At 61.9% G+C, this 22,323-nt stretch carries 23 protein-coding genes; 14 read left to right on the top strand and 9 right to left on the bottom strand.

Going from position 1 to position 22,323, the window contains the following annotated elements; translation table 11 throughout:
• Window positions 1–25 precede the first annotated feature (25 nt).
• Window positions 26–2,362 carry a TonB-dependent receptor gene (locus tag ACSMXM_RS08345; protein ID WP_460315478.1) on the top strand — a complete coding sequence of 779 codons (2,337 nt, stop codon included), beginning with the start codon at window positions 26–28 and terminating at the stop codon, window positions 2,360–2,362.
• 157 nt (window positions 2,363–2,519) lie between these two features.
• Here ACSMXM_RS08345 and dnaJ read toward each other — a convergent pair whose 3' ends face one another.
• Window positions 2,520–3,668 (bottom strand): molecular chaperone DnaJ, encoded by a 1,149-nt coding sequence (gene dnaJ / locus ACSMXM_RS08340; RefSeq protein ID WP_460315476.1) that lies wholly within the window; start codon window positions 3,666–3,668, stop codon window positions 2,520–2,522.
• A 171-nt stretch (window positions 3,669–3,839) separates the two neighbouring features.
• Window positions 3,840–5,768, bottom strand: coding sequence for a molecular chaperone DnaK (dnaK, locus tag ACSMXM_RS08335; protein WP_460315474.1), 1,929 nt, complete (start codon window positions 5,766–5,768; stop codon window positions 3,840–3,842).
• A gap of 164 nt (window positions 5,769–5,932) precedes the next feature.
• On the opposite strand from dnaK, the gene ACSMXM_RS08330 reads away from it, so the two are divergent.
• Both ACSMXM_RS08330 and ACSMXM_RS08325 read left to right on the top strand, forming a co-directional pair.
• A complete protein-coding gene (locus ACSMXM_RS08330; protein WP_460315472.1) occupies window positions 5,933–6,475 on the top strand; it encodes a copper chaperone PCu(A)C in 543 nt (180 codons plus the stop codon).
• A 31-nt stretch (window positions 6,476–6,506) separates the two neighbouring features.
• Window positions 6,507–6,935 (top strand): vgr related protein, encoded by a 429-nt coding sequence (locus ACSMXM_RS08325; RefSeq protein WP_460315470.1) that lies wholly within the window; start codon window positions 6,507–6,509, stop codon window positions 6,933–6,935.
• A gap of 44 nt (window positions 6,936–6,979) precedes the next feature.
• Here the strand turns inward: ACSMXM_RS08325 and ACSMXM_RS08320 are convergent, their stop codons facing one another.
• From ACSMXM_RS08320 to hrcA, 3 genes are all read right to left on the bottom strand, one after another.
• On the bottom strand, window positions 6,980–7,279 hold the full coding sequence (locus tag ACSMXM_RS08320) for a hypothetical protein (protein WP_460315469.1): 300 nt from the start codon (window positions 7,277–7,279) through the stop codon (window positions 6,980–6,982).
• Window positions 7,280–7,376: 97 nt separating this feature from the next.
• Window positions 7,377–7,961: a nucleotide exchange factor GrpE gene (gene grpE, locus ACSMXM_RS08315; protein ID WP_460315467.1), complete on the bottom strand. Its 585-nt coding sequence runs from the start codon at window positions 7,959–7,961 to the stop codon at window positions 7,377–7,379.
• Window positions 7,961–9,010, bottom strand: coding sequence for a heat-inducible transcriptional repressor HrcA (hrcA, locus tag ACSMXM_RS08310; RefSeq protein WP_460316382.1), 1,050 nt, complete (start codon window positions 9,008–9,010; stop codon window positions 7,961–7,963). Before hrcA ends, grpE begins: the two co-directional genes overlap by 1 nt.
• A 77-nt stretch (window positions 9,011–9,087) precedes the next feature.
• On the opposite strand from hrcA, the gene rph reads away from it, so the two are divergent.
• The 7 genes from rph to ACSMXM_RS08275 all read left to right on the top strand — a co-directional run bounded on the left by rph (window position 9,088) and on the right by ACSMXM_RS08275 (window position 14,186).
• The gene (gene rph / locus ACSMXM_RS08305) at window positions 9,088–9,801 is read left to right on the top strand and encodes a ribonuclease PH (protein WP_460315465.1); all 714 of its coding nucleotides are present in this window, start codon (window positions 9,088–9,090) and stop codon (window positions 9,799–9,801) included.
• A gap of 3 nt (window positions 9,802–9,804) precedes the next feature.
• Complete coding sequence (rdgB, locus tag ACSMXM_RS08300) at window positions 9,805–10,413, top strand: RdgB/HAM1 family non-canonical purine NTP pyrophosphatase (RefSeq protein ID WP_460315463.1); 609 nt, start codon at window positions 9,805–9,807, stop codon at window positions 10,411–10,413.
• Entirely contained in the window at window positions 10,398–11,564 is a 1,167-nt protein-coding gene (gene hemW / locus ACSMXM_RS08295; RefSeq protein WP_460315461.1) for a radical SAM family heme chaperone HemW, read from the top strand. The genes rdgB and hemW overlap by 16 nt, the downstream gene beginning before the upstream one ends.
• A gap of 72 nt (window positions 11,565–11,636) precedes the next feature.
• Entirely contained in the window at window positions 11,637–12,173 is a 537-nt protein-coding gene (ppa, locus tag ACSMXM_RS08290; RefSeq protein WP_460315459.1) for an inorganic diphosphatase, read from the top strand.
• A gap of 109 nt (window positions 12,174–12,282) precedes the next feature.
• Window positions 12,283–12,906, top strand: a complete 624-nt coding sequence (locus ACSMXM_RS08285; RefSeq protein WP_460315457.1) for a fasciclin domain-containing protein — start codon at window positions 12,283–12,285, stop codon at window positions 12,904–12,906.
• Between the two features lie 71 nt (window positions 12,907–12,977).
• Window positions 12,978–13,523, top strand: coding sequence for a hypothetical protein (locus ACSMXM_RS08280; protein WP_460315455.1), 546 nt, complete (start codon window positions 12,978–12,980; stop codon window positions 13,521–13,523).
• Between the two features lie 75 nt (window positions 13,524–13,598).
• A complete protein-coding gene (locus ACSMXM_RS08275; RefSeq protein ID WP_460315453.1) occupies window positions 13,599–14,186 on the top strand; it encodes a fasciclin domain-containing protein in 588 nt (195 codons plus the stop codon).
• Between the two features lie 61 nt (window positions 14,187–14,247).
• Here the strand turns inward: ACSMXM_RS08275 and lpdA are convergent, their stop codons facing one another.
• Both lpdA and ACSMXM_RS08265 read right to left on the bottom strand, forming a co-directional pair.
• A complete protein-coding gene (lpdA, locus tag ACSMXM_RS08270; RefSeq protein WP_460315451.1) occupies window positions 14,248–15,639 on the bottom strand; it encodes a dihydrolipoyl dehydrogenase in 1,392 nt (463 codons plus the stop codon).
• A 40-nt stretch (window positions 15,640–15,679) separates the two neighbouring features.
• A complete protein-coding gene (locus tag ACSMXM_RS08265) occupies window positions 15,680–16,459 on the bottom strand; it encodes a hypothetical protein (protein WP_460315449.1) in 780 nt (259 codons plus the stop codon).
• 81 nt (window positions 16,460–16,540) lie between these two features.
• On the opposite strand from ACSMXM_RS08265, the gene ACSMXM_RS08260 reads away from it, so the two are divergent.
• Window positions 16,541–17,407 carry an NAD(P)-dependent oxidoreductase gene (locus ACSMXM_RS08260; RefSeq protein WP_460315447.1) on the top strand — a complete coding sequence of 289 codons (867 nt, stop codon included), beginning with the start codon at window positions 16,541–16,543 and terminating at the stop codon, window positions 17,405–17,407.
• A gap of 94 nt (window positions 17,408–17,501) precedes the next feature.
• On the opposite strand, the gene ACSMXM_RS08255 is transcribed toward ACSMXM_RS08260, so the two are convergent.
• Complete coding sequence (locus ACSMXM_RS08255; RefSeq protein ID WP_460315445.1) at window positions 17,502–17,942, bottom strand: host attachment family protein; 441 nt, start codon at window positions 17,940–17,942, stop codon at window positions 17,502–17,504.
• A gap of 88 nt (window positions 17,943–18,030) precedes the next feature.
• Here ACSMXM_RS08255 and serS point away from each other — a divergent pair, with 88 nt between their 5' ends.
• From serS to ACSMXM_RS08240, 3 genes are all read left to right on the top strand, one after another.
• Window positions 18,031–19,314: a serine--tRNA ligase gene (serS, locus tag ACSMXM_RS08250; protein WP_460315443.1), complete on the top strand. Its 1,284-nt coding sequence runs from the start codon at window positions 18,031–18,033 to the stop codon at window positions 19,312–19,314.
• 90 nt (window positions 19,315–19,404) lie between these two features.
• A complete protein-coding gene (gene surE, locus ACSMXM_RS08245) occupies window positions 19,405–20,172 on the top strand; it encodes a 5'/3'-nucleotidase SurE (protein WP_460315441.1) in 768 nt (255 codons plus the stop codon).
• Window positions 20,173–20,176: 4 nt separating this feature from the next.
• Window positions 20,177–21,286, top strand: a complete 1,110-nt coding sequence (locus tag ACSMXM_RS08240) for a peptidoglycan DD-metalloendopeptidase family protein (protein ID WP_460315439.1) — start codon at window positions 20,177–20,179, stop codon at window positions 21,284–21,286.
• 39 nt (window positions 21,287–21,325) lie between these two features.
• Here ACSMXM_RS08240 and ftsY read toward each other — a convergent pair whose 3' ends face one another.
• Entirely contained in the window at window positions 21,326–22,285 is a 960-nt protein-coding gene (gene ftsY / locus ACSMXM_RS08235; RefSeq protein WP_460315437.1) for a signal recognition particle-docking protein FtsY, read from the bottom strand.
• Between the last annotated feature and the right edge of the window lie 38 nt (window positions 22,286–22,323).

Genomic DNA, 22,323 nt, shown 5'->3' with positions numbered 1-22,323 from the left:
TTCCAACATTCAGCCGGAAGTTATCATGATCCGCACTCGTCGCCTTATGACCGTTGCGACGCTGTTCGTCGCCTCCCCCGCCATTGCCCAGACCGCCGCTCCCGTCACTGACGGGCTGCCCGACGATGTCATTGTCGTCACGGCACAAAAACGCTCCGAACTGATCACCGATGTCCCCGTCACCGTCACGGCCTATTCCGGCGAGCAGATGCAGCGAATCAACGTCAATGAATTCGACGAACTGTCTGCCTTCGTTCCCGGGCTGAACGTTCAGGAGCAGAGCGCGAACAACCCCGGCTTTGTCATTCGTGGCATTACGTCGGATTCGGGAAGCGCACAGGTCGCGCCGCGCGTCACGATCTATTATAATGGCGTCGACGTATCGCGGTCGCGTGGGTCCTATTTCAAACTGTTCGATCTTGAGCGCGTCGAGGTGGTGAAGGGGCCGCAGGCGACCCTGTTCGGCACCGCGGCGACCATTGGCGCGATCTCGGTCATCACCAACAAGCCGCAATTTGAGAATCAGGCGTCAATCAGAGCCTCCTATGGCAATTTCGACGCCATGGAGGTCGAGGGAATGGTCAATCTGGCGGGCGAGCGCGTGGCGGGGCGCATTGCCGGCTATTACGAACAGCGCGACGGCTATGTCCGCAACATTGCCGGCGAACCCGGCACGACCAGCGCGGCGCTGGTGGGGGTCGAACAGGACGATTTGAACGGCATCGACCAGTTCGGCGTCCGGGGCTCGGCACGCATTGAGGCGGGCGACGGCACGATCGATCTGATCGCTACCTACGAGCAGCAGGATAATCCGGGCACCGCATTCATATCCGGCACGATTCCGGCGACCGGCGGCAATACCAGCCCCTTCAGCTTTGCCGAACTGGGCGGCGTCGCCGACAGCGAGGAGACGCTGGGTACCCGCAAGCTGAAGCTGGAGCGGCAGGTTTTCGACGCGAACCTGACGATCAACATTCCGGTTTCGGATGCACTGTCCCTGACATCTGTCACTGGCTATCGTGAATTCGACAGCCTGGAAACGTTCGATGCAGATGGGTCGGCGCTGCCGTTCCTGGAATTTTCGGAAGACGCCGAGGGCGAGCAGATGTCGACCGAACTGCGGCTCGCCTATGACAATGCAGGCCCGCTTCGCGGCTTCGTCGGATTCAATCTCTTCCACGAGGAGGGCACGCAGGCGGCGCCGTTTTCGTCCGAGGAGGGGATCTACCTGTTCTGTGCTCAGGGCTTCTGCCAGGGCGAGGATGCGCTGACGCAGGCGCCGCTCTTTACCTCGCAGGCGACCATGGGGGCCGTAACGGCGATCCCCTACCGATCCGTGTTCACAAATGGCGGCAAGAACAGCGCCTATTCCATATTCGCGGACGCCACGTTCGCCCCGGTTGAACGGCTGGAACTGACCGCCGGCGTCCGCTGGGTTTCCGAATATCGCCGTTCCTCCTATTCGGCCGTACAGCCGGATTCGGTGCTGCTCGGGCTGCTCGGCGCGCCCGCGCCGCTGCTTCCGATCGTGGACACTGCGGGTCAGATCTTCACCGCTGATGACACGTTCCATGCCTGGCTGCCCCGCTTCAACGCGCTGTTTGAAATCACGAATGCGATCAACGTGTACGGCACCATCTCAAAGGGGCGGCGGGCGCCGGTGCTCGACCTCAGCGCGCAGGCCGGACCGAATGGACCGGTCGCCGATCTGACGCTGATCAGCCAGGAGGAAGTCTGGAATTACGAAGGCGGCATAAAGGGCGCCGTCGGCAATCTGTCGGGCAGCGTCGGCGTCTTCTATCAGGATTATTCCAACTTCCAGACCAGCTTCATCGACGAAGGCGGCATCGTACAGCCGGTCGACGCCGGCCAGGCATCCAATTTCGGTGTGGAGGTGGAGGCTGCGGCCACCCTTGCCCCCTGGGTGCGGATCTTCGGCAATTATGCCTATATCGACGCGCAGATCGACTCGCCCAGCGATCAGACCTTTCCCGGTGTGGATTTCGTTGGGAGTCGCTTTCGTCTGCAGCCCAAGCATTCCGCCTCTGCCGGGATCGACGTGAATTACGATCTGGGTAATGGCATGAACCTGACGCTTACCCCCACGGCCAGCTATCGCAGCCGCGTTTTTTACGAGATCCCCAACGACCCCGCCATCAGCGAGGGTGGCTATACACTTGTGAACCTGCGCGGCGGTGTCGGCTTCGGCGAGGGAAAATATTCGATCATGGGGTTTGCCACGAACCTCCTCGATAAAAAGTTCATCATCGACGCGGGCAATACGGGCGGCGGCTTCGGCTTGCCGACGTTCATTCCTGGCGAGCCGGCACTCTACGGGGTGGAAGTCTCCGCGAAGTTCTGACCGCGTAACCCGTTATTAGGATTTGCGGGCGAAGAGTGCAGACATGCGCTGTTCGCCCGTGATCCTGCTCGTTGCTCTTCTGCCAGTGATGGAAGTGCTTGGTCTCTTCACAAGCTGAACGCGCGGCGGCCATTCGCTAACGCCGCGCGCTTTTCTCCTAGCTTGCCAACTCGTCCCATTTTTCGCGCATCTTCGAAAAGAAGTTCGCCGATTTGGGAGAGCTGCGGGCGTCGACCTCCAGCATCCGGAACTCTTCCAGCAATTCCTTCTGGCGCTTCGACATGCGCGTCGGTGTTTCCACTTCGACCTCAACCACCAGATCGCCGCGACCGCCGCCGTTCAATCCTGGCATGCCCTTGCCCCGTCGCCGTATTTCGCGCCCACTCTGAGTGCCGGCGGGGATCGCCAGTTCGTCCAGCGAACCGTCGATGGAAGGCACCTCGATCGTGCCGCCGAGCGCAGCGTCGGTGAAGCATACGGGCACCTTGACGTGCAGATTGGTGCCCTGCCGCTCGAATACCTCATGCGGGATCAGGTGAATGAAGATGTAAAGATCGCCGGCAGGCCCGCCACGGGCGCCCGCCTCTCCCTCGCCGGACAGGCGAATGCGGGTACCGTTATCGACCCCGGCCGGAACCTTCACATCCAGCGACTTTTCCTTGTCGACACGTCCGGCACCCAGGCAATCGTCACATACCTTTGACGTAACCCGACCGGCACCGTGGCAGGCGGGGCAGGGACGCTCGATCACGAACATGCCCTGTTGTACGCGCACCTGGCCGTGGCCCTGACAAGTAGAACATGCCTCTACCGTCGCATCCGGCGCCGCGCCGGATCCGGCGCAGCTGTCGCAGGTCGCCGCCACGTCGATGACGATCTCTTTGCGGGCACCAGTGAACGCCTCTTCCAGGCTCAGTTCCATATTGTAGCGTAGATCGCCGCCGCGAATTGCCTGGCTGCGCTGCTGGCGGCCGCGACGCGCGCCGCCACCCATGAACTCACTGAAAATATTGTCAAAGATGTCCGAGAAGTCACCGCCGCCGGCGTGGAAGCCGCCACGCCCACCGCCGCCGCCGCCGTTTTCGAACGCCGCCTTGCCATAGCGGTCATAGGCGGCGCGTTTTTGCGGGTCCTTCAGACACTCATAGGCTTCGGCGCAGGCGCGGAATTTCTCTTCGGCGACCGCATCGCCGGGGTTTCGGTCGGGATGGAACTTCATCGCAAGTTTGCGATAAGCGGTCTTTATGGTCGCGCCGTCCGCGTCGCGCGCCACTCCGAGCGTTTCGTAATATTCGGCTTCGGCCATGGTCAGCAAATTTCCCCAATAATCGTCCTGCTGAACCCGGTTTCCAACATCCAGCGTCTGAGCGTCGGGCCTTCAGCGGGCGGACCGCAGAACGCGCAACGGATCCAGGGGCGGTACAGACGGGACAGAGCGGCGACCTGAAACGGCGCCGCTCTGTCCACCAATTCTGTCTTACGCCGCCTTGTTCTCGTCTTCGTCGTCGACTTCAGAGAATTCGGCGTCCACCACATCGTCCGCGGGCTTCGCGCCGGTTTCGGCGGTCGCTTCGGGGTCGGGGGCATTGGCCTGCTGCTCGGCCTCGTAAATGGCCTTGCCCAGTTCCATGGCCGCCTCGGCAAGCGCCGAAGACTTGGTCTTCAACGCGTCGGCATCGGGCGAATCCTTGCCCAACTCGTCCTTCAGCTCGGTCAGCTTGCCTTCGATATCCGACTTCACGGAAGCGTCGACCTTGTCGCCATGCTCGGAAAGCTGCTTCTCGGTCTGGTGAACCAGGCTGTCCGCCTGATTGCGGGCTTCCGCCACCTCGCGACGCTTCTTGTCGTCATCGGCAAACTTCTCGGCGTCCTTGACCATCTGGTCGATCTCGGAATCGGAAAGGCCGCCAGAGGACTGGATGCGGATCTGCTGTTCCTTGCCCGTGCCCTTGTCCTTCGCGCTGACGTTGACGATGCCGTTGGCGTCGATGTCGAACGTGACCTCGATCTGCGGAACACCGCGCGGGGCAGGCGGGATGCCGACCAGATCGAACTGGCCCAGCATCTTGTTATCCTGCGCCATTTCGCGCTCACCCTGGAAAACCCGGATGGTCACCGCATTCTGATTGTCGTCCGCGGTCGAATAGGTCTGCGACTTCTTCGTAGGGATCGTCGTGTTGCGGTCGATCATCTTCGTCATCACGCCGCCCAGCGTTTCGATGCCCAGCGACAAGGGCGTCACGTCCAGCAGCAGCACGTCCTTGACGTCGCCCTGCAGCACGCCTGCCTGAATGGCGGCGCCCATGGCAACGACCTCGTCCGGGTTCACACCCGTGGACGGCTCCTTGCCAAAGAACTTCTGCACCTTTTCGCGCACCAGCGGCATGCGGGTCATGCCGCCGACCAGCAGGACCTCGTCGATCTCGTCCTTGGAAACGCCCGCATCCTGGATCGCCTTCTTGCAAGGCTCCAGCGTGCGTTCGACCAGATCGCCGACCAGCTTTTCAAGATCGGAGCGCGACATGGTCAGCACCAGATGCTTCGGACCGTTCTGGTCGGCGGTGATGAACGGCAGGTTCACTTCCGTCGACTGAGCGGAGCTGAGCTCGATCTTCGCCTTCTCGGCTGCTTCCTTCAGGCGCTGCAGGGCCAGACGATCCTTCGTCAGGTCGATGCCCTGGTCCTTCTTGAAGTGATTGGCGAGGTGCTCGACGATGCGGGCGTCGAAATCCTCGCCGCCCAGGAACGTGTCGCCATTGGTCGACTTCACCTCGAACACGCCGTCGCCCAGTTCCAGGACGGAAACGTCGAACGTGCCGCCGCCCAGATCATAAACGGCGATCGTCTTGTTGGCGTCCTTGTCCAGGCCATAGGCCAGCGCGGCCGCCGTCGGCTCGTTGATGATGCGCAGCACTTCCAGACCGGCGATCTTGCCTGCATCCTTCGTCGCTTGGCGCTGTGCGTCGTTGAAGTAGGCGGGCACGGTAATGACGGCCTGCGAAACGGTTTCGCCCAAATAGCTTTCCGCCGTTTCCTTCATCTTTTGCAGGATGAAGGCCGACACCTGCGACGGGCTGTATTTCTCGCCGCCTGCCTCGACCCATGCATCGCCATTCGATCCCTTGACGATGGTATAGGGAACCAGATCCTTGTCCTTCTGGGTCATCGGATCGTCAAACTGACGACCGATCAAGCGCTTGATGGCGAACAGGGTATTTTCCGGGTTGGTCACTGCCTGGCGCTTCGCCGGCTGGCCGACGAGACGCTCGCCGTCCTTGGTGAATGCAACCTGCGACGGCGTCGTGCGCGCGCCCTCTGAATTCTCGATTACCTTCGGCGCGCTGCCATCCATGACTGCAACGCAGCTGTTGGTGGTGCCGAGGTCGATACCGATAACCTTTGCCATCTATGTTTCCTCTTTAACTTTCCTAAGCAAAACAATGGTCCACGGACATGTGCGCTTCATAAAGCCGCAGCTTCCGTGAGTACGGAGGCCGATGTAGGAAGAGGCGATTTGCCATACAAGGGCGCCGGCACCCGAGCCGGCGCACCCGTACAGGAGAAGTAAACATGTTGAGACGCATGGCCATGACTGCCATTTTTTCGCTGGCCGCCCTGACGGCATGCGGACAGCCCGCGCAGCCGGAAAGCGAAGCGACAAATGAGGAGGCTCTCACCATGCGCGCCGAGGGTATTGCGCTGGGGCAGTTCTATCTGGTCCTGCCCGCCGTGCGCGGTCGTCCAGGGGCGCTGTACGGATCGATGCGGGGTGGATCCCAGGATGATACGCTGACCGCGATCAGGATCGACGACGCCCGCGTCGAACTGCACGAAACCCTCAGTGAGGGCGGGCGGATGCAGATGATCGAACGGCCAGACTTCGCCATTCCTGCGGAAAGTACCGTCGAGCTTTCGCCGGGGGGCCTGCACGGCATGGCGTTCGATCTGCCGCCCACTTTGGTGCCCGGTTCGTCGCTCGACGTGGTGCTGATCTTCGAAAACGCAGGCGAGCAAACCATCGCGGTGCAAACGCTCGCACCGGGGACCATGCCCACCTCCATGGGCGGATCTCAGGCGACAGAGGCGGGGATGAAGCATTCCGCGGGCGATTGAGCGGCGGCCCGCCACCCTGGGGGAGCGCGGCATGGCGGCGTCGGTCTTCGGCGCTGCGCTGGATATGGATGCAATGCACTTTTGCCTGGGAAAATGGTATTTCCTGCAACCGGCATGGATCACCATGTCGCCGGACGGGAATATCTGGTTGCACCCGAACAGCGGATTATGGCGTGACGATTACAGCAAGGCCCCCTTGGGCCTTCGCGCGCATATCATGCACGAATTGACCCATGTGTGGCAGCATCAGCAGGGGGTTTTTCTGCCCCTAAGGCGACATCCCTTCTGCCGGTATCAATACCGGTACATTCCGGGAAAATCCTTCGCTGGCTATGGGCTGGAGCAGCAGGCGGAGATTGTTCGCCATGCATTTCTGGCGAAAGAGGGACGGGCGATTGATGGAAAGCCCGACGAACACACGTTCGCCGCGCTTCTGCCATTCGGGCCGGATGTGGGCTGAACGGCGGAAACGCGGCGAACGGTCGTGTGGTGGCGATTTAGCCCTTAATTGGGGCGATTTACCGGGTACCCCCGCGTGCCGTAGCAATCATCGTCGAGGCGGCCCCTGCGGTCATACCCGTCGCACTTGTCATTCTTGTCCAGAAAATAGCCTGCTGCCGCGCCTACGGCTGCACCAACTGCGGCGGCAGTTCCTGTGTCCGTGTCAACGATACCGGTCTCGTCTGCCAGTACACCGGCTGCAGCGCCTGCTGCAGCACCCTCGACAGCATAATTTTCTGCACAAGCAGTTGTCATGGTAAGGGCCGCCAGCGGCGCAATTGCGATCAGGAAACGCGATTTCATAAGCCTACTCCTTGATGAAGGTCCCAAGGGTTTAAGCCGTGAAACGCCATTCCGTTCCAAAAGGCCGCCGCGCGCCAGACACGGTTCGTCGGAGCGATTACTTTGCTACGGTGACCATCGCCGGACGCAACAGGCGGTCCTTGATGGTATAACCCGCCTGAAGCTCCATCGCGATGATCCCCGATGGCGTCTCTTCGGTCGCGTCTACCTCCATCATGGCCTGGTGCAGATTGGGGTCCAGCTTCTCGCCAACGGCGGCGATCCGCGCGATGCCGTGCTTTTCAAAGGTCTTCATCAATTCCTTCTGGGTCATTTGCACACCCGTCAGCAGGCCCTGATTGACCACCTCGTCCTTTTCCGCCGCCTCAAGAGCGCGGGCAAGATTGTCGGCAACCGAAAGTAGATCGCGCGCGAATCCGGTAATGGCATAATTCGCGCTGTCGCTACGCTCGCGCTCGCCACGCTTGCGAACATTCTCCGTTTCCGCCGCCTGTCGTACCAGCCTGTCCTTCAGGTCGGCAATTTCCGTCATCAGGGCGTCGACCCGGGGATCTTCGACGTCTTCAGCTTCTTCTTCGGGCTGAACCGCGTCTTCATCCTGCGCCATGGCGGCTTCTGCTGCCTGTTCCGCCTCGAAATCGGCCTGTGCCTGTTCCTCTGCCAAACGATCCTCGTCACTCATCATTTCATCAACCTCGAAAGCGTTTTGGCCGTATAGTCGACCATGGGAATGATCCGGGCATAATTCAGGCGCGTAGGTCCGATAACCCCGACCACGCCCAAGATTCTGCCCTCTGCGGACTGATATGGGGAAGCGATAACGCTCGATCCAGACAGGGAATAGAGCTTGTTCTCGCTCCCGATGAAAATCTTCATGGCGCGCGCCTCCCGCGCCAGGTCGAGAACGTCCAGCAGGTCCTCCTTGCCGTCGATGTCGTCCAGCAGCTGGCGAACACGTTCCAGGTCCGCTGCCGCCGCATCGTCGATCAGGTGCGCCTGCCCGCGCACGATCAGGACCGCACGATCGCGTTCGTCGCGCGACCATGTTGCCAGGCCGCGGGCGACAATATCCCGTGCGGCGCTGTCCAGCGCGGTGCGTCCTTGGGAAATCTCCTTTTCAATGCGCGCAACCGCCTCTGCCAGCGAAATGCCGGAAAAGCGCGCATTCATGTAATTCGCGGCCTGGGTAAGCTGGGCGGGATCGAGCGGATGATCGGATTCGATAACCCTGTTTTCGACGCTGCCGTCCGATCCGATCAGAACCGCCAGTGCGCGCCGGTCGGTCAGCGGCGTAAATGCCACCTGACTCAGTATGACTTCGCCCTTGGGCACCATCACGACGGCGGCGCAGGCGGCAAGACCCGACAGCGCGCCGGTCATGCGCTCGATGGCGGCGGCGCTGGACCGGTCGGCATCCTGCAATTGCGCCTCTATGGCGGCACGCTCATCCGCGCCCGGTACGGACCACTCGATCATGCCGTCGACGAACAGGCGCAGTCCGGTATCGGTCGGCATCCGTCCCGCGCTGGTGTGGGGACTGGCGAGCAGACCCGCGCCCTCCAGTTCCGCCAGGATGGACCGGATCGACGCGGCGCTAAGGCCCAGGCCGCCGGGCAAGCGCGCCAGCGTCTTGGAACCAACGGGATTGCCGCTTTCCAGATACTCGTCGACCACCTGCTGGAACACGGACCGTGCGCGGTCGGAAAGATCGGCGAGCGTGGGCATGTCAATGGCGATGTAGGGAGTCCGCTTGCCCATGCCAATCACCGGTCTATGTGGGGGCAGACAATTCGCCATAAGGATTTTTCATGCGCCCATCAGGACGCGCGCCCGACGAAATGCGCGCCATCGAAATCATTCCGAACTTCACGAAGCATGCGGAAGGTTCCGTGCTGATCAAGTTCGGCGCGACGCAGGTGCTGTGCACCGCCAGCGTAGAGGACCGCCTGCCGCCCTGGTTGCGCGGCAAGGGCGAAGGCTGGGTCACCGGCGAATATGGCATGTTACCTCGGGCGACGCACACGCGCGGCAACAGGGAAGCAGCGCGCGGCAAGCAGTCCGGCCGCACCCAGGAAATACAACGTCTGATCGGACGCTCGCTTCGCGGCGTTGTCGACCTGAAAAAGCTGGGGGAGCGTCAGATCACGCTCGACTGCGATGTTCTTCAGGCGGATGGCGGGACACGGACCGCCGCGATCTCCGGCGCATGGGTTGCCCTTCGCCTGGCGGTGAACGGCATCATGGCGGAAAATCCCGGCATGGAGGACCCGATCCACGGCCAGGTCGCCGCCATCAGCTGCGGCGTCTATAATGGCGCGGCTGTCTGCGATCTGGATTATGACGAGGATTCGAATGCCGACACGGACGCGAACTTCGTCATGATTCCCGGTGGTGGGATCATCGAAATTCAGGGCACCGCCGAAAAGGAGCCGTTCGACGAGGAAATGCTGCTGCGCCTGCTGCGCCTTGCCCGCATGGGGTGCGAGGATATTTTCGCTGCACAGCGCCGGGCGATCGGCTGACCGATGGCGCACCGAAGGCTCGATCCCGGCCCCCTGGTCATCGCCAGCCATAATCCGGGCAAGGTCCGCGAAATCGGTGCCTTGCTAGGCCCGTTCGGTGTCGAGCCGGTGTCTGCCGGCGAATTGGGCCTGCCGGAGCCCGAGGAGACCGAAGCGACCTACATCGGCAATGCGGAACTGAAGGCTCGCGCTGCGGCGATCGCCAGCGGCAAGCCTGCCCTTGCCGACGATAGCGGATTATCGGTGGACGCGCTGGACGGGGCGCCGGGTATCTACTCGGCGCGCTGGGGCGGCGAAGCAAAGGATTTCGATCTTGCGATGCGCAAGGTGCATGAGCGCATGACGGCAGCGGACAGCGACAGTCTGGCGGCCCATTTCACCTGCGCCCTCTCGCTCGCCTGGCCCGATGGGCATGCGGAAACATTCGAAGGCAAGGTCTTCGGCACCATCGTGTGGCCGCCGCGGGGATCGCGGGGTTTTGGCTACGACCCCATTTTCCAGCGGGATGGTGACGACATCAGCTTTGCCGAAATGGACCCGGACGAAAAACATGCGATCAGCCATCGTGCGGCGGCATTCGATCAATTGGTGCGGGCTTGCCTGAAACGATAGATCAAGAGCCGCTGGCGCTTTACGTGCACTGGCCGTTCTGCCTGTCCAAGTGCCCCTATTGCGACTTCAACAGCCATGTTCGGGCGAAAATGCCCGAGGAGGAGTGGCTGGGCGCCCTGCTTGCCGACATGGAATTCGAGGCCGCGTCTACGGGCAGGCGACCGCTTGTCAGCATTTTCTTTGGCGGCGGCACCCCGTCGCTCATGCAGCCGTCGACGGTTCGGCAGATTATCGAGCGCGCCATGATATTATGGCGCGCCACGGAAGATATCGAAATAACGCTGGAGGCGAATCCGAACAGCGTGGAGGCGGCCCGGTTTGCAGGCTTTGCCGATGCGGGCGTCAACCGCGTTTCGCTGGGCCTGCAGGCGCTCGATGACAGGGATCTAAAGGCGCTCGGGCGGCAACACAGCGTTGCGGAGGGCCTTGCCGCCCTCGATATCGCGCAACGGCACTTCACCCGTGTCAGTTTCGACCTCATATATGCACGCGAAGGGCAGACGGAGGCTGCGTGGCAGGCGGAACTGACCCGCGCCCTGGCCTTCGGCACCGGCCACATCTCGCTTTATCAATTGACCATAGAGCCCGGTACGAACTTTGCGGCACGGCATAAACGCGGCGAGTTGGTCTTGCCCGCCGAAGATCCTGCCGCCGACATGTTCGCATTGACGCAGCAGATGACAGAGGGGGCGGGGCTGCCCGCCTATGAAACCTCGAATCACGCGCGCCCGGGTCAGGAAAGCCGGCATAATCTGATCTACTGGAATTATGGCGACTATATTGGCGTGGGGCCGGGCGCCCATGGCCGCATCGGCGGCAAGGCGACCATGCGGGAACGCCTGCCCGAACGCTGGTTGCGGGGCATGGCCGCAACGCATCAGGGGGGGCGGCAGGCGACGCCGCTCCCGCCTGCCGAAAGGGCAGTGGAAGCCTTGATGATGGGCCTGCGGCTGTCGGCTGGCATAGATCGGGAAACATTCGAGCGCCGGACCGGACGCTCCCTCGATGAAACGATTGATAATGCTCGTGCGGACTGGCTCGTGGATCAGGGGCTTCTGCGGATGGACGCATCCGGCATTGCCCTCACTCCGGCGGCGCGGCCGCTTCTCGACGCGATCCTTCCCGAATTATTGGTGGGCGCTCCGTCGTGATCTTCTCTCTTCTAATGCAGCGCGCATCCTAGTTGATGACATCAGAGTTTTCAGCGCCTAGAGAGCCGCCGCATGGACATTTCGAAGATTGCCATTGGCACAAACCCGCCCCAGGACATCAACGTCATCATCGAGGTTCCCGTCGGTGGAGAACCGGTCAAATATGAATTCGACAAGGCGTCCGGCGCTTTGTTCGTTGACCGCATTCTCCATACGCCGATGCGCTATCCGACGAATTATGGGTTTATTCCGCATACGCTGTCCCCAGATGGTGATCCGCTGGACGCCATGGTGGTCGCACGATCGCCCTTCATTCCTGGCTGCGTCGTTCGCTGTCGGCCTATTGCGGTACTGATGCTGGAAGATGAGATGGGCGGCGATGAGAAAATTCTCGCCGTACCGGTCGACACGACGTTTCCCTACTATAATCGCGTCGGAGAGCGGTCCGACCTGCCCCACATCGTCATGCAGCAGATCGAACATTTCTTCACGCACTACAAAGATCTCGAGAGCGAGAAATGGGTGCGCGTCGGCAAGTGGGAAGATCGCGATGTCGCCGAACGCATTGTGATGGAATCCGTGGAAAGGGCAGAGGCAGCGCGGAAATAAAGGCGCGCCCTCGTTTTTGCGTCAAATTGTCCTTAAGGTCAGGGAGGGAACATTTCTCGGGATCAGTCACTATAAGGGGGCTGACACAATCAAAATGGGAGTGAGAATTATGATCAAGTCGAAGAATATATTGATGAGCATGGGCGCTGCAGCCGCATTGGCAGTGACCGGTTGCGCATCGACGGATGGTGGAATGGGCGCATCGGCCGGAGCGGATGCATCTGCATCGACGCCCGCAAGCGCACCCGTGACGGTTGGCGGCGCAGCAATGCTGCCCACGAACAACATCGTCGAAAACGCCAAATTGGCGAATAACTTCACGACACTGGTCGCTGCGGTAGAGTCGGCTGGACTCGGCGCGACGCTTTCCGGGCCCGGACCCTTCACCGTTTTCGCTCCCACGGACGACGCGTTCGCGCGCCTCGGTCAGGCGACGATCGACAGCCTGATGCAGCCGGAGATGAGCCAGCAGCTTGGTGAGATTCTAAAATATCACGTTGTCGCGGGCGAAGTGACGGCTGAGGATCTGATGGAACAGATTGAAGCAGGTGGCGGCCAAGCGACCATTGGCACCGTCAACGGTGCAGAACTTACTGCTAGCCTCGAGGCCGGCAATGTGAAGCTGACCGACGTACGCGGAAATGCCGCCTATGTTACGACGGCGGATGCAAAGGCCAGCAATGGCGTGGTTCACGAGATCAATGGTGTACTGCTGCCGACCCCCGCTGCATAAGATACAATGATCACAATCAACGGAACGGGCTGCCCTTGCGGGTGGCCCGTTCGCGTTTTGGGGGCATCTCAATGCGGAAACTGAATCTCACGATCATTTCGATCCTTTGCGGTGCGCTCGCGTCCTGCGGCAATTACAGCCTCCCCTCGCCCGAACAGCAGCAGCAGGCCCGCGCCGCGATCGCGCCGCTTCTGACAGGCGTGGCACAAAGCCGGCGGGATGGGGATGCCGTGATCGCCATTCGCTGGGACGTACAGGACGTCTCGCTGCAAGACGATGAATGGTCCTGGACCGAAATCGAAGTGATCGCCCGTAGCGATGCGGAAGGTGCGGAGGCCGTGACGACGCGCTGGTCCATCTCTATCGACCCTGCCGCCCTCGGCAGCAATGTGCCTGCCAGTATTTCGCGCCAGGCATGGGGAATGACGCTGATTTGCGAAGAGACTGATTGTGTGCGCCGCCGCGGCGTGCGCACCACCGTTCTTGATGGCGAGCGAACGGAGGAAACACTTGCCCCCGAACAGACCGACCGCGCGGAATGGTTGTTCGAGGAATTCGAGACGCGCGACCGTGTGACTGAACTGGTCAAGGAAGCTCTGGGTCTGCCTCCCCGCTAAGAATTACATGAGGGGTTTAATATTCGGTGCGGCTTGATATAGTTTTCGCGGTTAAAACCTCTGGGGAGAGAGTTTATGAAACGTACCGCATTTTCCGTTTTTCTTTGCAGCTCCGCAATATTGGGGCTCGCTGCGTGTGATTCGCCGCAGCCCGAGCCCGCCGTGGAGGTCGAGGAGCAGGAAGCTGTTGCCGCAGAGCCGGCTGGCCCAACCGCCAGTGAAGTGCTTGCCGGCAATCCCGATCTTTCGACACTGAACGGTCTCGTGGAGGGGGCTAATATGGGTCCCTTCATCGACGGGGCAGAGTCCTTCACTCTCTTCGCGCCTACCAATGAAGCCTTTGAAAAGGTCGACTCATCGACGTTGGAATATCTGACCGACCCCGAAAATGCCTCCTCGTTACGGCAGGTTCTCGGCTATCATCTGTTGCGTAATGACATGAAAGCAGCGGATTTGACGGCGGCCATAGAGGGCGGCTCCGATTCGGAAGCCACCATGACGACCAGCAACAGCTTTCAGATCACCGGAAAGATGAACGAAGAGGGCGTTCCCGTCCTGGTTGATGCGGATGGCGACGAGGCTGCGATCGTCGAAAGCGATGTCGCCGCCGGAAATGGCACGATTCACATCATCGACACGGTGCTGATGCCGCCGCAGAATTAGGCATTATGCGCCGGGGTCGGGCCGGATCGGCCCGACCCCGGCAAAGGTGCTATATTGCCGATCAGGCGTGAATGGGCGAGCCCTCCACGTCCATGGCGGCCTCTTTCAGGGCTTCCGAATGGGTCGGATGCGCATGGCACGTCAGCGCGATGTCTTCCGATGACGCACCGAATTCCATGGCCTGTGCCGCCTGACCGATCATCGTTCCGGCCATGGTGCCCAGGATGTGGACGCCCAGAACCCTGTCCGTTTCCGCATCCGCCAGTACCTTTACGAACCCGTCCATATCCCGGTTCGTTTTCGCGCGGCTGTTGGCGGCGAAGGGGAATTTGCCGGTCTTGTAGGCGGTACCGGCTTCTTTCAGCTGTTCCTCCGTCAGGCCGACGCTCGCGACTTCCGGATGGGTGTAGACGACGGCGGGGATCACCTTGTGATTGACATAGCCGGTGCGGCCCGCCGCCCAGTCGGCGACGGCAACCCCCTCATCCTCGGCCTTGTGCGCCAGCATGGGGCCTGGCGTAACGTCGCCGATTGCATAGATATGCTCGACAGCTGTGCGCCCCCGCTCGTCCACCTCGATCTGCTTGCGATCGTTCAGCGACAGGCCCGCCGCTTCCAGGTTCAGACCTTCGGTGTTCGGCACGCGGCCGATGGACAGCAGGACGATGTCCGTTTCCAGGACTTCCGCATCGCCGCCCTTTGCCGGTTCGACGGTAACTTTCGCGCCCTTGCCGGAACGTTCTACGCCGGTGACCTTCGTGCCCGTCTTCATTTCCAGGCCCTGTTTCTTCAGGATGCGGGCGAATGCCTTGGTGACTTCCGCGTCCAGGCCCGGCGTGATCGTGTCCATATATTCGACGACGGTCACTTCGGTCCCCAGGCGGCTGTAGACGCTCCCCATCTCCAGGCCGATATAGCCACCGCCGATGACGATCATGCGCTTCGGCACCTTTGGCAGGGAGAGCGCCTCGGTTGAGGAAATCACGACCTCGCCGTCGATTTCAACGCCTTTCAGCGGTGTCACGCTGGAGCCCGTCGCAATGACGAACTTGTCGGCCGTGTAGCTTTTGCCACCGATTTCCACCGTATTCTCGTCGGTGAAGGCGGCGCGGCCCTTCAGCCATTCCACCTTGTTCTTCTTGAACAGGAACTCGATACCACCCGTCAGCTCGCCGACGGCCTTCGTTTTTTCCTGCTGCATCGCATCCCAGTCCAGCTTTACGGAACCCAGCTTCACGCCGAACTTTTCCAGCGCGCCGGATTTCGCCTGCTCATAATATTCGGATGCGTGCAGCAACGCCTTCGATGGAATGCAACCGACGTTCAGGCAGGTTCCCCCCAGGGTTTCGCGGCTTTCGGCACAGGCGACCTTCAGGCCGTTCTGCGCGGCGCGAATGGCGGCGACATAGCCACCGGGACCGGCGCCAATGACGATCAGGTCAAAGTCGGACATGGGGGGAATTCCTCTTCTATCGATACGAGTCGAGAGCGCCTTAGCGCAGACGGCGACGCAAAAGCACCAGCAGAATGGCCGCCACTCCGGCGGGCACCAGGCCGACCCACATAAGGAACAGTTTCGGATCCTCAAAGATGCGGGGCCGCTGAACCAGATAGGGTTCATCGGTAAATTGTCCAACCAAGCCGCCAATGCCTGCAAAGACCGCGTCGCGGTCCCAGTTCACGGTCTTTGGAAAGCCGTATTTCATCTCGTCGGGACTGTGGAAGTGAATCTTGTCGGGCAGGGGCCGCAGGCGCTTCAGCTCGGCCAGACGCTCGGCCAGAATGGCGGGATCGTCGCGGATTTCGGCGACGCCGCGATAGCCGCCTGCCGGGTCAGGCCATACGATGTCATAGACGGGATCGGCGGCCACCACGTCTCCCTTCACCTCCGCATTCACGATGGTATGCGTCGATGCGCAGGTTCGGCAGGGCGACAGCATCACCAGCGTCGAATCCATGCCGACACTGTCCAGCATGGCGGACAGCAGCCGCGATTTGTCCGAACAATCGCCGCCCTGCTGATAGATTTGCAGCGGCGTCGCGCCCAGCGGCGACCAGACATAGCGCGCCTGGCACTGTTCAAAGCCTTCCTTGTTATAAACCCAGTGGTTCAGCTGCTCGACGAACAGGCCGGTGCCGGTCGGCGCGGTGATATTCGCTGCGATGGTTTCACGAAACAGCGCCTGCTCCTGGTGGCGCTGCCAGCCGAACCACGCGCCGACGGCAAGTCCGACCACGAGAATGGCGATCAACAGGAATTTCAGTGCGGGCATCGCGCTGCATCTAAGGCCCTCGGCATTAAGGGACAATGAGCGCCTTTCACGTACCCGGCCGCACCGTTATACCCCCGCTGCATGAGCAAGATTGCATTTCTGGGCCTCGGCGTCATGGGCTATCCCATGGCCGGCCATCTGGCCGCCGCCGGACACGAGCTTGTCGTTTACAATCGGACTTCGGAACGTGCGAAGGCCTGGACCGCCGAACATCGGGGTACATTCGCGGCAACGCCTGCCGAGGCCGCCAGGGGCGCGGATTTCGTGCTGACCTGCGTCGGCCGGGACGATGATTTGCGCGCGGTCACGCTGGGCGAAGATGGCTGTTTCGCGGCGATGCAGGCGGGCAGCCTGTTTATCGATCATACGACCGTCTCCGCCGCCATCGCCAGAGAGTTGGCGGCGGAGGGGCACAAAAACGGCTTCGGTGTGCTCGATGCGCCTGTTTCTGGCGGTCAGGCCGGTGCGGAAAATGGTCAGCTAACCGTGATGGTCGGCGGCTCCGCAGCGCATTTTACAGCCGGCGAGCCGATCATGCAGGCCTATGCAAAGCGGGTCGGCCATATGGGTCCGGCGGGCGCGGGTCAGACCACCAAGATGGTGAATCAGATCGCCATCGCAGGCATGCTTCAGGGCCTGTCAGAGGCGGTGAACTTTGCCATGGAGGCGGGCCTCGATCCTGATGCGGTCTTTGACGTGATCGGCAAGGGGGCGGCGCAAAGCTGGCAAATGGACAACCGTGCAGGCACCATGGCGAAGGGGGAATATGATTTCGGCTTCGCTGTCGACTGGATGCGCAAGGATTTGGGAATTGCGCTGGCAGAGGCGGAGGCGCGCGGCGTCTCCCTGCCGCTGACGGCGCTCGTCGATCAATTCTATAAGGACGTCCAGCGTCTCGGCGGCGGGCGCCAGGACACATCTTCGTTGCTACGGCGCTTCCGGGGATAGCGGGCGCGTTCGCCAAATTGTGTAAATGTCGAGCATAATAATCCGGCATCGGCGGCCCACGCTGTTCCTGCCGGACAGCGCGGGCCGTCCGGCGCTAGGCGGCCTTCACCATTTTGGAAATATCGTCCGGGGGCAGGTTCGTCGCCTCCTTGTCGATTTCACCCAACAGCTTGTTCTTGACGGAAACGTGATAATGTTTGCGCAGTTCGCCAAGCGTGTTTGGCGGGGCAATCACGATCAGCTGGTCGAATTTCCCTGAATGCGCGCGTTTATAAAGAATATCTGCTGCATCAGCTGCAAAACGATCTTCGGCCAATTGGTGAAAATCGGTATCGCTGTACGCATAACTGCGCGGCCCCGTAGATTCGGATTGGCGTCCGGGGCGGTTGGCGGATTGTTCCCCATCGGAGGGATTGTCCTGCGTATCCTTCCGGATCACCTCCAGATTCGGATAATCGCTATCGCCCTGATTCACGAGCAGCAGCAGCTTTTCTCCATCCACGACGCAGATTTCGCATTTGTTGGGAAGGTCCATGGGGTCTCCAGTTTATTGTGGTTTTGCCATCAACGCGGCGCGCGCGTGACGGTTGCGAAGGTTCTCCCGTCGCGGCAGATGAAGCGTCATGCATGACATCAGAATTATTCGCGACGATCCCAGCGCGTTCGACCGCCAGCTAAAGCGCCGGGGCCACGAGCCTGCTGCGACCGGCATCGTGGCCAGTGACGCACAATTACGCGCCGTTCAGACGGAACTTCAGTCGGCCTTGGCCCACCGGAATGACGCATCAAAGGCGATCGGCCGCGCCATGGGCGCAGGCGACAAGGATGAGGCCGAAAGGCTTAAGGCGGAGGTTGCGGCGCTAAAGACGCGCATTCCCGAAATGGAAGAGCGCGAACGCGTGTTGAAGGCGGAACTCGCCGACATGCTTGCTGCCCTTCCCAACCATCCGGCGGACGATGTTCCCGAGGGGCTGACGGAGGATGACAATGTCGTCGTAAAGACTGTCGGCGATCCGCCCCGCTTCGATTTCGATGCCCGCGAACATGATGTCATCGCCGCGCCGCTCGGTCTCGATTTCGAGGCTGCCGCCGCCATTTCCGGCGCCCGCTTCGCGGTCATGCGCGGTCAGGTGGCGCGCCTGCACCGTGCGCTGGGTCAGTGGATGCTTGACGTACAGACGCGGGACCACGGCTATTTAGAGGCAAATGTGCCGCTGCTCGTGCGTGACGAGGCGGTGTTCGGCACCGGGCAATTGCCGAAATTCTCCGACGATCTGTTCCGCACGACGGATGGCCGTTGGCTGATTCCGACGGCGGAGGTGCCGCTGACCAATCTGGTGCGCGATCAGATCGTGGCGGCGGAAACGCTGCCGCTGCGCTTTGCCGCCCTGACCCCCTGTTTCCGGTCGGAGGCTGGCTCCGCCGGGCGCGATACGAAGGGCATGATCCGCCAGCACCAGTTCGAGAAGGTGGAACTCGTTTCGGTCGTCGCGGCCGACCAGTCGGAGGCGGAGCTGGAGCGAAAGGTCCGCGCCGCCGAAACCATCCTCGAGCGTCTGAACCTGCCCTATCGCCGTATGCTGCTGTCGGTCGGCGACATGAGCGCCACCGCCCGCAAGACAATCGACTTGGAGGTGTGGCTGCCCGGGCAGAACATGTACCGGGAGATCAGCTCCATTTCGCAATTCGGCGATTTTCAGGCGCGGCGAATGAACGCGCGCATGCGTCGGGAGGGCGAGAAGAAGACGGAGTTCCTGCACACTTTGAACGGCTCTGGCCTGGCGGTGGGACGAACGCTGGTCGCCGTCCTGGAAAATTATCAGAGGGCAGACGGTTCGGTTGCGGTGCCGGAGGCGCTGCATCCCTATATGGGCGGTGTCACAGAGCTGACACCCGCTAATGATTAGGCGCCGCTGACCGGCGGGTCGTGCGGAGGGGGCGGCGTTCGCCCGCACGCCACATGCCGGCGTTCAATGATGAGTGAGTAAAGGACATTTATGCGCATTCTCCTGACCAATGACGACGGCTATCACGCCCCCGGCCTTGCCGTGCTGGAGGAGATCGCGCGGCAGGTTTCCGACGACATCTGGATCGTGGCACCGTCGGAGGAGAAGTCCGGCGCCGGACACTCGCTGACGCTGACCGTGCCCGTGCGTCTCAGGAAGCATGAGGAACGCCGCTTCAGCGTGGTCGGCACCCCGACCGACAGCGTGATGATGGCGCTGGGCCATATCATGAAGGACTCGCCGCCCGACCTCGTGCTGTCGGGCGTCAATCGTGGCGGCAATCTGGCGGAGGATGTCACCTATTCCGGCACCGTGTCCGCCGCGATGGAGGGAACGCTCTACGGTATCCGCTCCATCGCCCTAAGTCAGGAAATGGCGGCGCTGCGCGACGAAAGTGCTTTCGATACTGCTCGGGCCTGGGGTGCGAAGGTACTGCGACCGCTGATCGACATGGACTGGGACCGGGGCACGCTGCTGAACGTGAACTTTCCGCCCGTCGCGCCGGATAAGGTGGAGGGCATCAGCATCTGCGAACAGGGTTTCCGCGACTACGGCCACACCCGCATCGAACAGCGCACGGATACGCGCGGTTTCAACTATTATTGGTTCGGCCTTGGCCGGGAATCGCCGCAGCCTGGGCACCAGACCGACCTGACCGCCATGCGGCAGGGGCGGATTTCGGTAACGCCGCTGCATCTCGACATGACCCACTATCCCACGATGGAGCGGTTGCGTACTGCGGTGCGAGACTTCGACTAGCCCGATGCCGCCCTTGTCGCGCCGGTTGCGGCTGCGTTATTCCTCGCCAATGCGCCGCGCCGCCCTCCTTGCCGTTCCGATTGCACTTACTGCCTGCGTCGCACCGCGCAGCAGCAGCCCGCCCTTCGCCACGGCCCCGCAACCGGCGGCTTCGGAGGTCGCGCAGCCGCAGCCGCCAGAGGCGCGCGAACGCTGGCAACCGCGCGATGTCGAGACGAACGCGCGAGCCGTCCCGGCACAGGATTATGTCGTTCAGCCGGGCGATGCGCTGTCAAGAATCGCGGAGCGGACCGGGGCCAGTACGCGTGCAATCGCGAACGCCAACGGCCTGTCGCCGCCCTATGTCATTTTCCCGCAGCAACGGCTCCGCATTCCCGGCGGGCGCTATCACCGGGTCAATCGCGGTGAAACGGGCATCGCCATTGCGCTCGCCTATCGCGTGGCATGGGACCGCATCGTCGCCGCGAACAATCTTCAGCCGCCCTACCTTTTGCGGGTAGGCGAACGACTGCTGCTGCCAGACGGTGCCCCGCCCCAGCAAGTGGCCGAGACGGAGGCTGCAACGCCCAATACCTCCCCTCCTGACACCGCACCCCCCGCAGATGTCCCGCTTTCGCAGCAGGCGGCCTTCGATATCGATATTGACGATATCATCACTGGCGGAGAGCCCGCCGTCGCCGATGCCTCTGCCCCGCAGGCGGCGGCATCCGAGCTGCCACCCCCCGCGCCTTTTGACGGCCGCTTCATCTGGCCTGTCGAGGGTCGCCTCCTGTCAGGCTATGGCGCAAAGGCAGGCGGCCTTTATAATGACGGCCTCAATATAAAGGCGGACACAGGAACCCCCGTCCGCGCGGCGGGCACCGGGACGGTCATCTACGCCGGCAATGGCGTGGAGGGCTGGGGCAATCTGGTCCTCCTGAAGCATGACGACGAATGGGTCTCCGCCTATGCCCACGCCGACGCCTTCTATGTGGAACGCGGTGACCGCGTGGGCCGCGGTGAGGTCATCGCCGAAGTGGGGCAGACCGGCTCGGTGACGGAGCCGCAGCTGCATTTCGAGTTGCGGCGCGGTAGAAAGGCGGTCGATCCGCGCGGCTTTTTGCCGGCAAGTTAGGCGCCTCAGACGCCTGGCAGATGTGGGCTCCAGGCGGGGCTAGGTCCGCTCCTCTGCATCGCTGATCCCGGCAAGCGCCTCTGCAAATGCGCGCGGATCGAAGGGGCGCAGGTCGCCCAGCTTCTCGCCGACACCGATGGCATGCACGGGCAGGGCGGATCGTTCCGCCGCCGCCACCAGCACGCCGCCGCGCGCCGTGCCGTCCAGCTTCGTCATGGTCAGGCCGGTGACACCCGCCACCTCCTTGAAGACATCGATCTGCGTCAGTGCATTTTGACCCGTCGTCGCATCCAGCACCAGCACGACATCGTGGGGCGCCGACTCCATGCGGCGCTTCAACACGCGTTTTATCTTGGCCAGCTCGTCCATCAGGCCCTGCTTGTTTTGCAGGCGCCCCGCCGTGTCGATGATCAGAACGTCGGAACCCAGTTCCCACGCCTTGGTCAGCGCGTCGAAGGCCAGGCTGGCGGCATCCCCGCCGACGGGTCCGGATATGACTTCTACGCCCAACCGGTCGCCCCAGACCTTTAATTGTTCGACGGCGGCGGCGCGGAAAGTATCCCCCGCCGCCAGCATGACGCGATAATCCTGTTCCTGATAAAGATGCGCCAGCTTCGCGATCGTCGTCGTCTTGCCCGACCCGTTGACGCCGACCACCAATATGGTGTGCGGGCGCGGAAATGCGGTGATGTCCAGCGGCTTGGCCACCTTGGTCATGACCGCCTCGACCTCGTCCGCGACCAGGCGTTTCACGTCCATGTCGGTGACCTGCCGGTCATATTTCTCCGCCGCCAGCTTTGCGGTGATGCGGGCTGCCATGGCAGGGCCCAGGTCGCTGGCGATCAGCGCGTCCTCGATCTCCTCCAGCAATTCATCGTCCAGGGGCCGGCGCGACAGAACGGCCAGATTCTCCGTCAGCTTGCTCGACGATCGACCAAGGCCGGACCGCAGCCGGCCAAGCCAGGATGTTTTCGGGGTGGGGGCGTCTGTTTCGCTCATGTGTTTCCTAGATCAGTCGTCATTCCGCAACAGGCGGA

This window comes from Pacificimonas sp. ICDLI1SI03 (genome assembly GCF_054740865.1).
This window is presented reverse-complemented; position numbering and strand designations above follow the sequence as displayed.

Coding starts and splice junctions, on each gene's coding strand:
- ACSMXM_RS08345 (WP_460315478.1), top strand. CDS start 26: ATGATCCGCACTCGTCGCCTTATGACCGTTGCGACGCTGTTCGTCGCC.
- dnaJ (WP_460315476.1), bottom strand. CDS start 3,668: ATGGCCGAAGCCGAATATTACGAAACGCTCGGAGTGGCGCGCGACGCG.
- dnaK (WP_460315474.1), bottom strand. CDS start 5,768: ATGGCAAAGGTTATCGGTATCGACCTCGGCACCACCAACAGCTGCGTT.
- ACSMXM_RS08330 (WP_460315472.1), top strand. CDS start 5,933: ATGTTGAGACGCATGGCCATGACTGCCATTTTTTCGCTGGCCGCCCTG.
- ACSMXM_RS08325 (WP_460315470.1), top strand. CDS start 6,507: ATGGCGGCGTCGGTCTTCGGCGCTGCGCTGGATATGGATGCAATGCAC.
- ACSMXM_RS08320 (WP_460315469.1), bottom strand. CDS start 7,279: ATGAAATCGCGTTTCCTGATCGCAATTGCGCCGCTGGCGGCCCTTACC.
- grpE (WP_460315467.1), bottom strand. CDS start 7,961: ATGAGTGACGAGGATCGTTTGGCAGAGGAACAGGCACAGGCCGATTTC.
- rph (WP_460315465.1), top strand. CDS start 9,088: ATGCGCCCATCAGGACGCGCGCCCGACGAAATGCGCGCCATCGAAATC.
- rdgB (WP_460315463.1), top strand. CDS start 9,805: ATGGCGCACCGAAGGCTCGATCCCGGCCCCCTGGTCATCGCCAGCCAT.
- ppa (WP_460315459.1), top strand. CDS start 11,637: ATGGACATTTCGAAGATTGCCATTGGCACAAACCCGCCCCAGGACATC.
- ACSMXM_RS08285 (WP_460315457.1), top strand. CDS start 12,283: ATGATCAAGTCGAAGAATATATTGATGAGCATGGGCGCTGCAGCCGCA.
- ACSMXM_RS08280 (WP_460315455.1), top strand. CDS start 12,978: ATGCGGAAACTGAATCTCACGATCATTTCGATCCTTTGCGGTGCGCTC.
- ACSMXM_RS08275 (WP_460315453.1), top strand. CDS start 13,599: ATGAAACGTACCGCATTTTCCGTTTTTCTTTGCAGCTCCGCAATATTG.
- lpdA (WP_460315451.1), bottom strand. CDS start 15,639: ATGTCCGACTTTGACCTGATCGTCATTGGCGCCGGTCCCGGTGGCTAT.
- ACSMXM_RS08265 (WP_460315449.1), bottom strand. CDS start 16,459: ATGCCCGCACTGAAATTCCTGTTGATCGCCATTCTCGTGGTCGGACTT.
- ACSMXM_RS08260 (WP_460315447.1), top strand. CDS start 16,541: ATGAGCAAGATTGCATTTCTGGGCCTCGGCGTCATGGGCTATCCCATG.
- ACSMXM_RS08255 (WP_460315445.1), bottom strand. CDS start 17,942: ATGGACCTTCCCAACAAATGCGAAATCTGCGTCGTGGATGGAGAAAAG.
- serS (WP_460315443.1), top strand. CDS start 18,031: ATGCATGACATCAGAATTATTCGCGACGATCCCAGCGCGTTCGACCGC.
- surE (WP_460315441.1), top strand. CDS start 19,405: ATGCGCATTCTCCTGACCAATGACGACGGCTATCACGCCCCCGGCCTT.
- ACSMXM_RS08240 (WP_460315439.1), top strand. CDS start 20,177: ATGCCGCCCTTGTCGCGCCGGTTGCGGCTGCGTTATTCCTCGCCAATG.
- ftsY (WP_460315437.1), bottom strand. CDS start 22,285: ATGAGCGAAACAGACGCCCCCACCCCGAAAACATCCTGGCTTGGCCGG.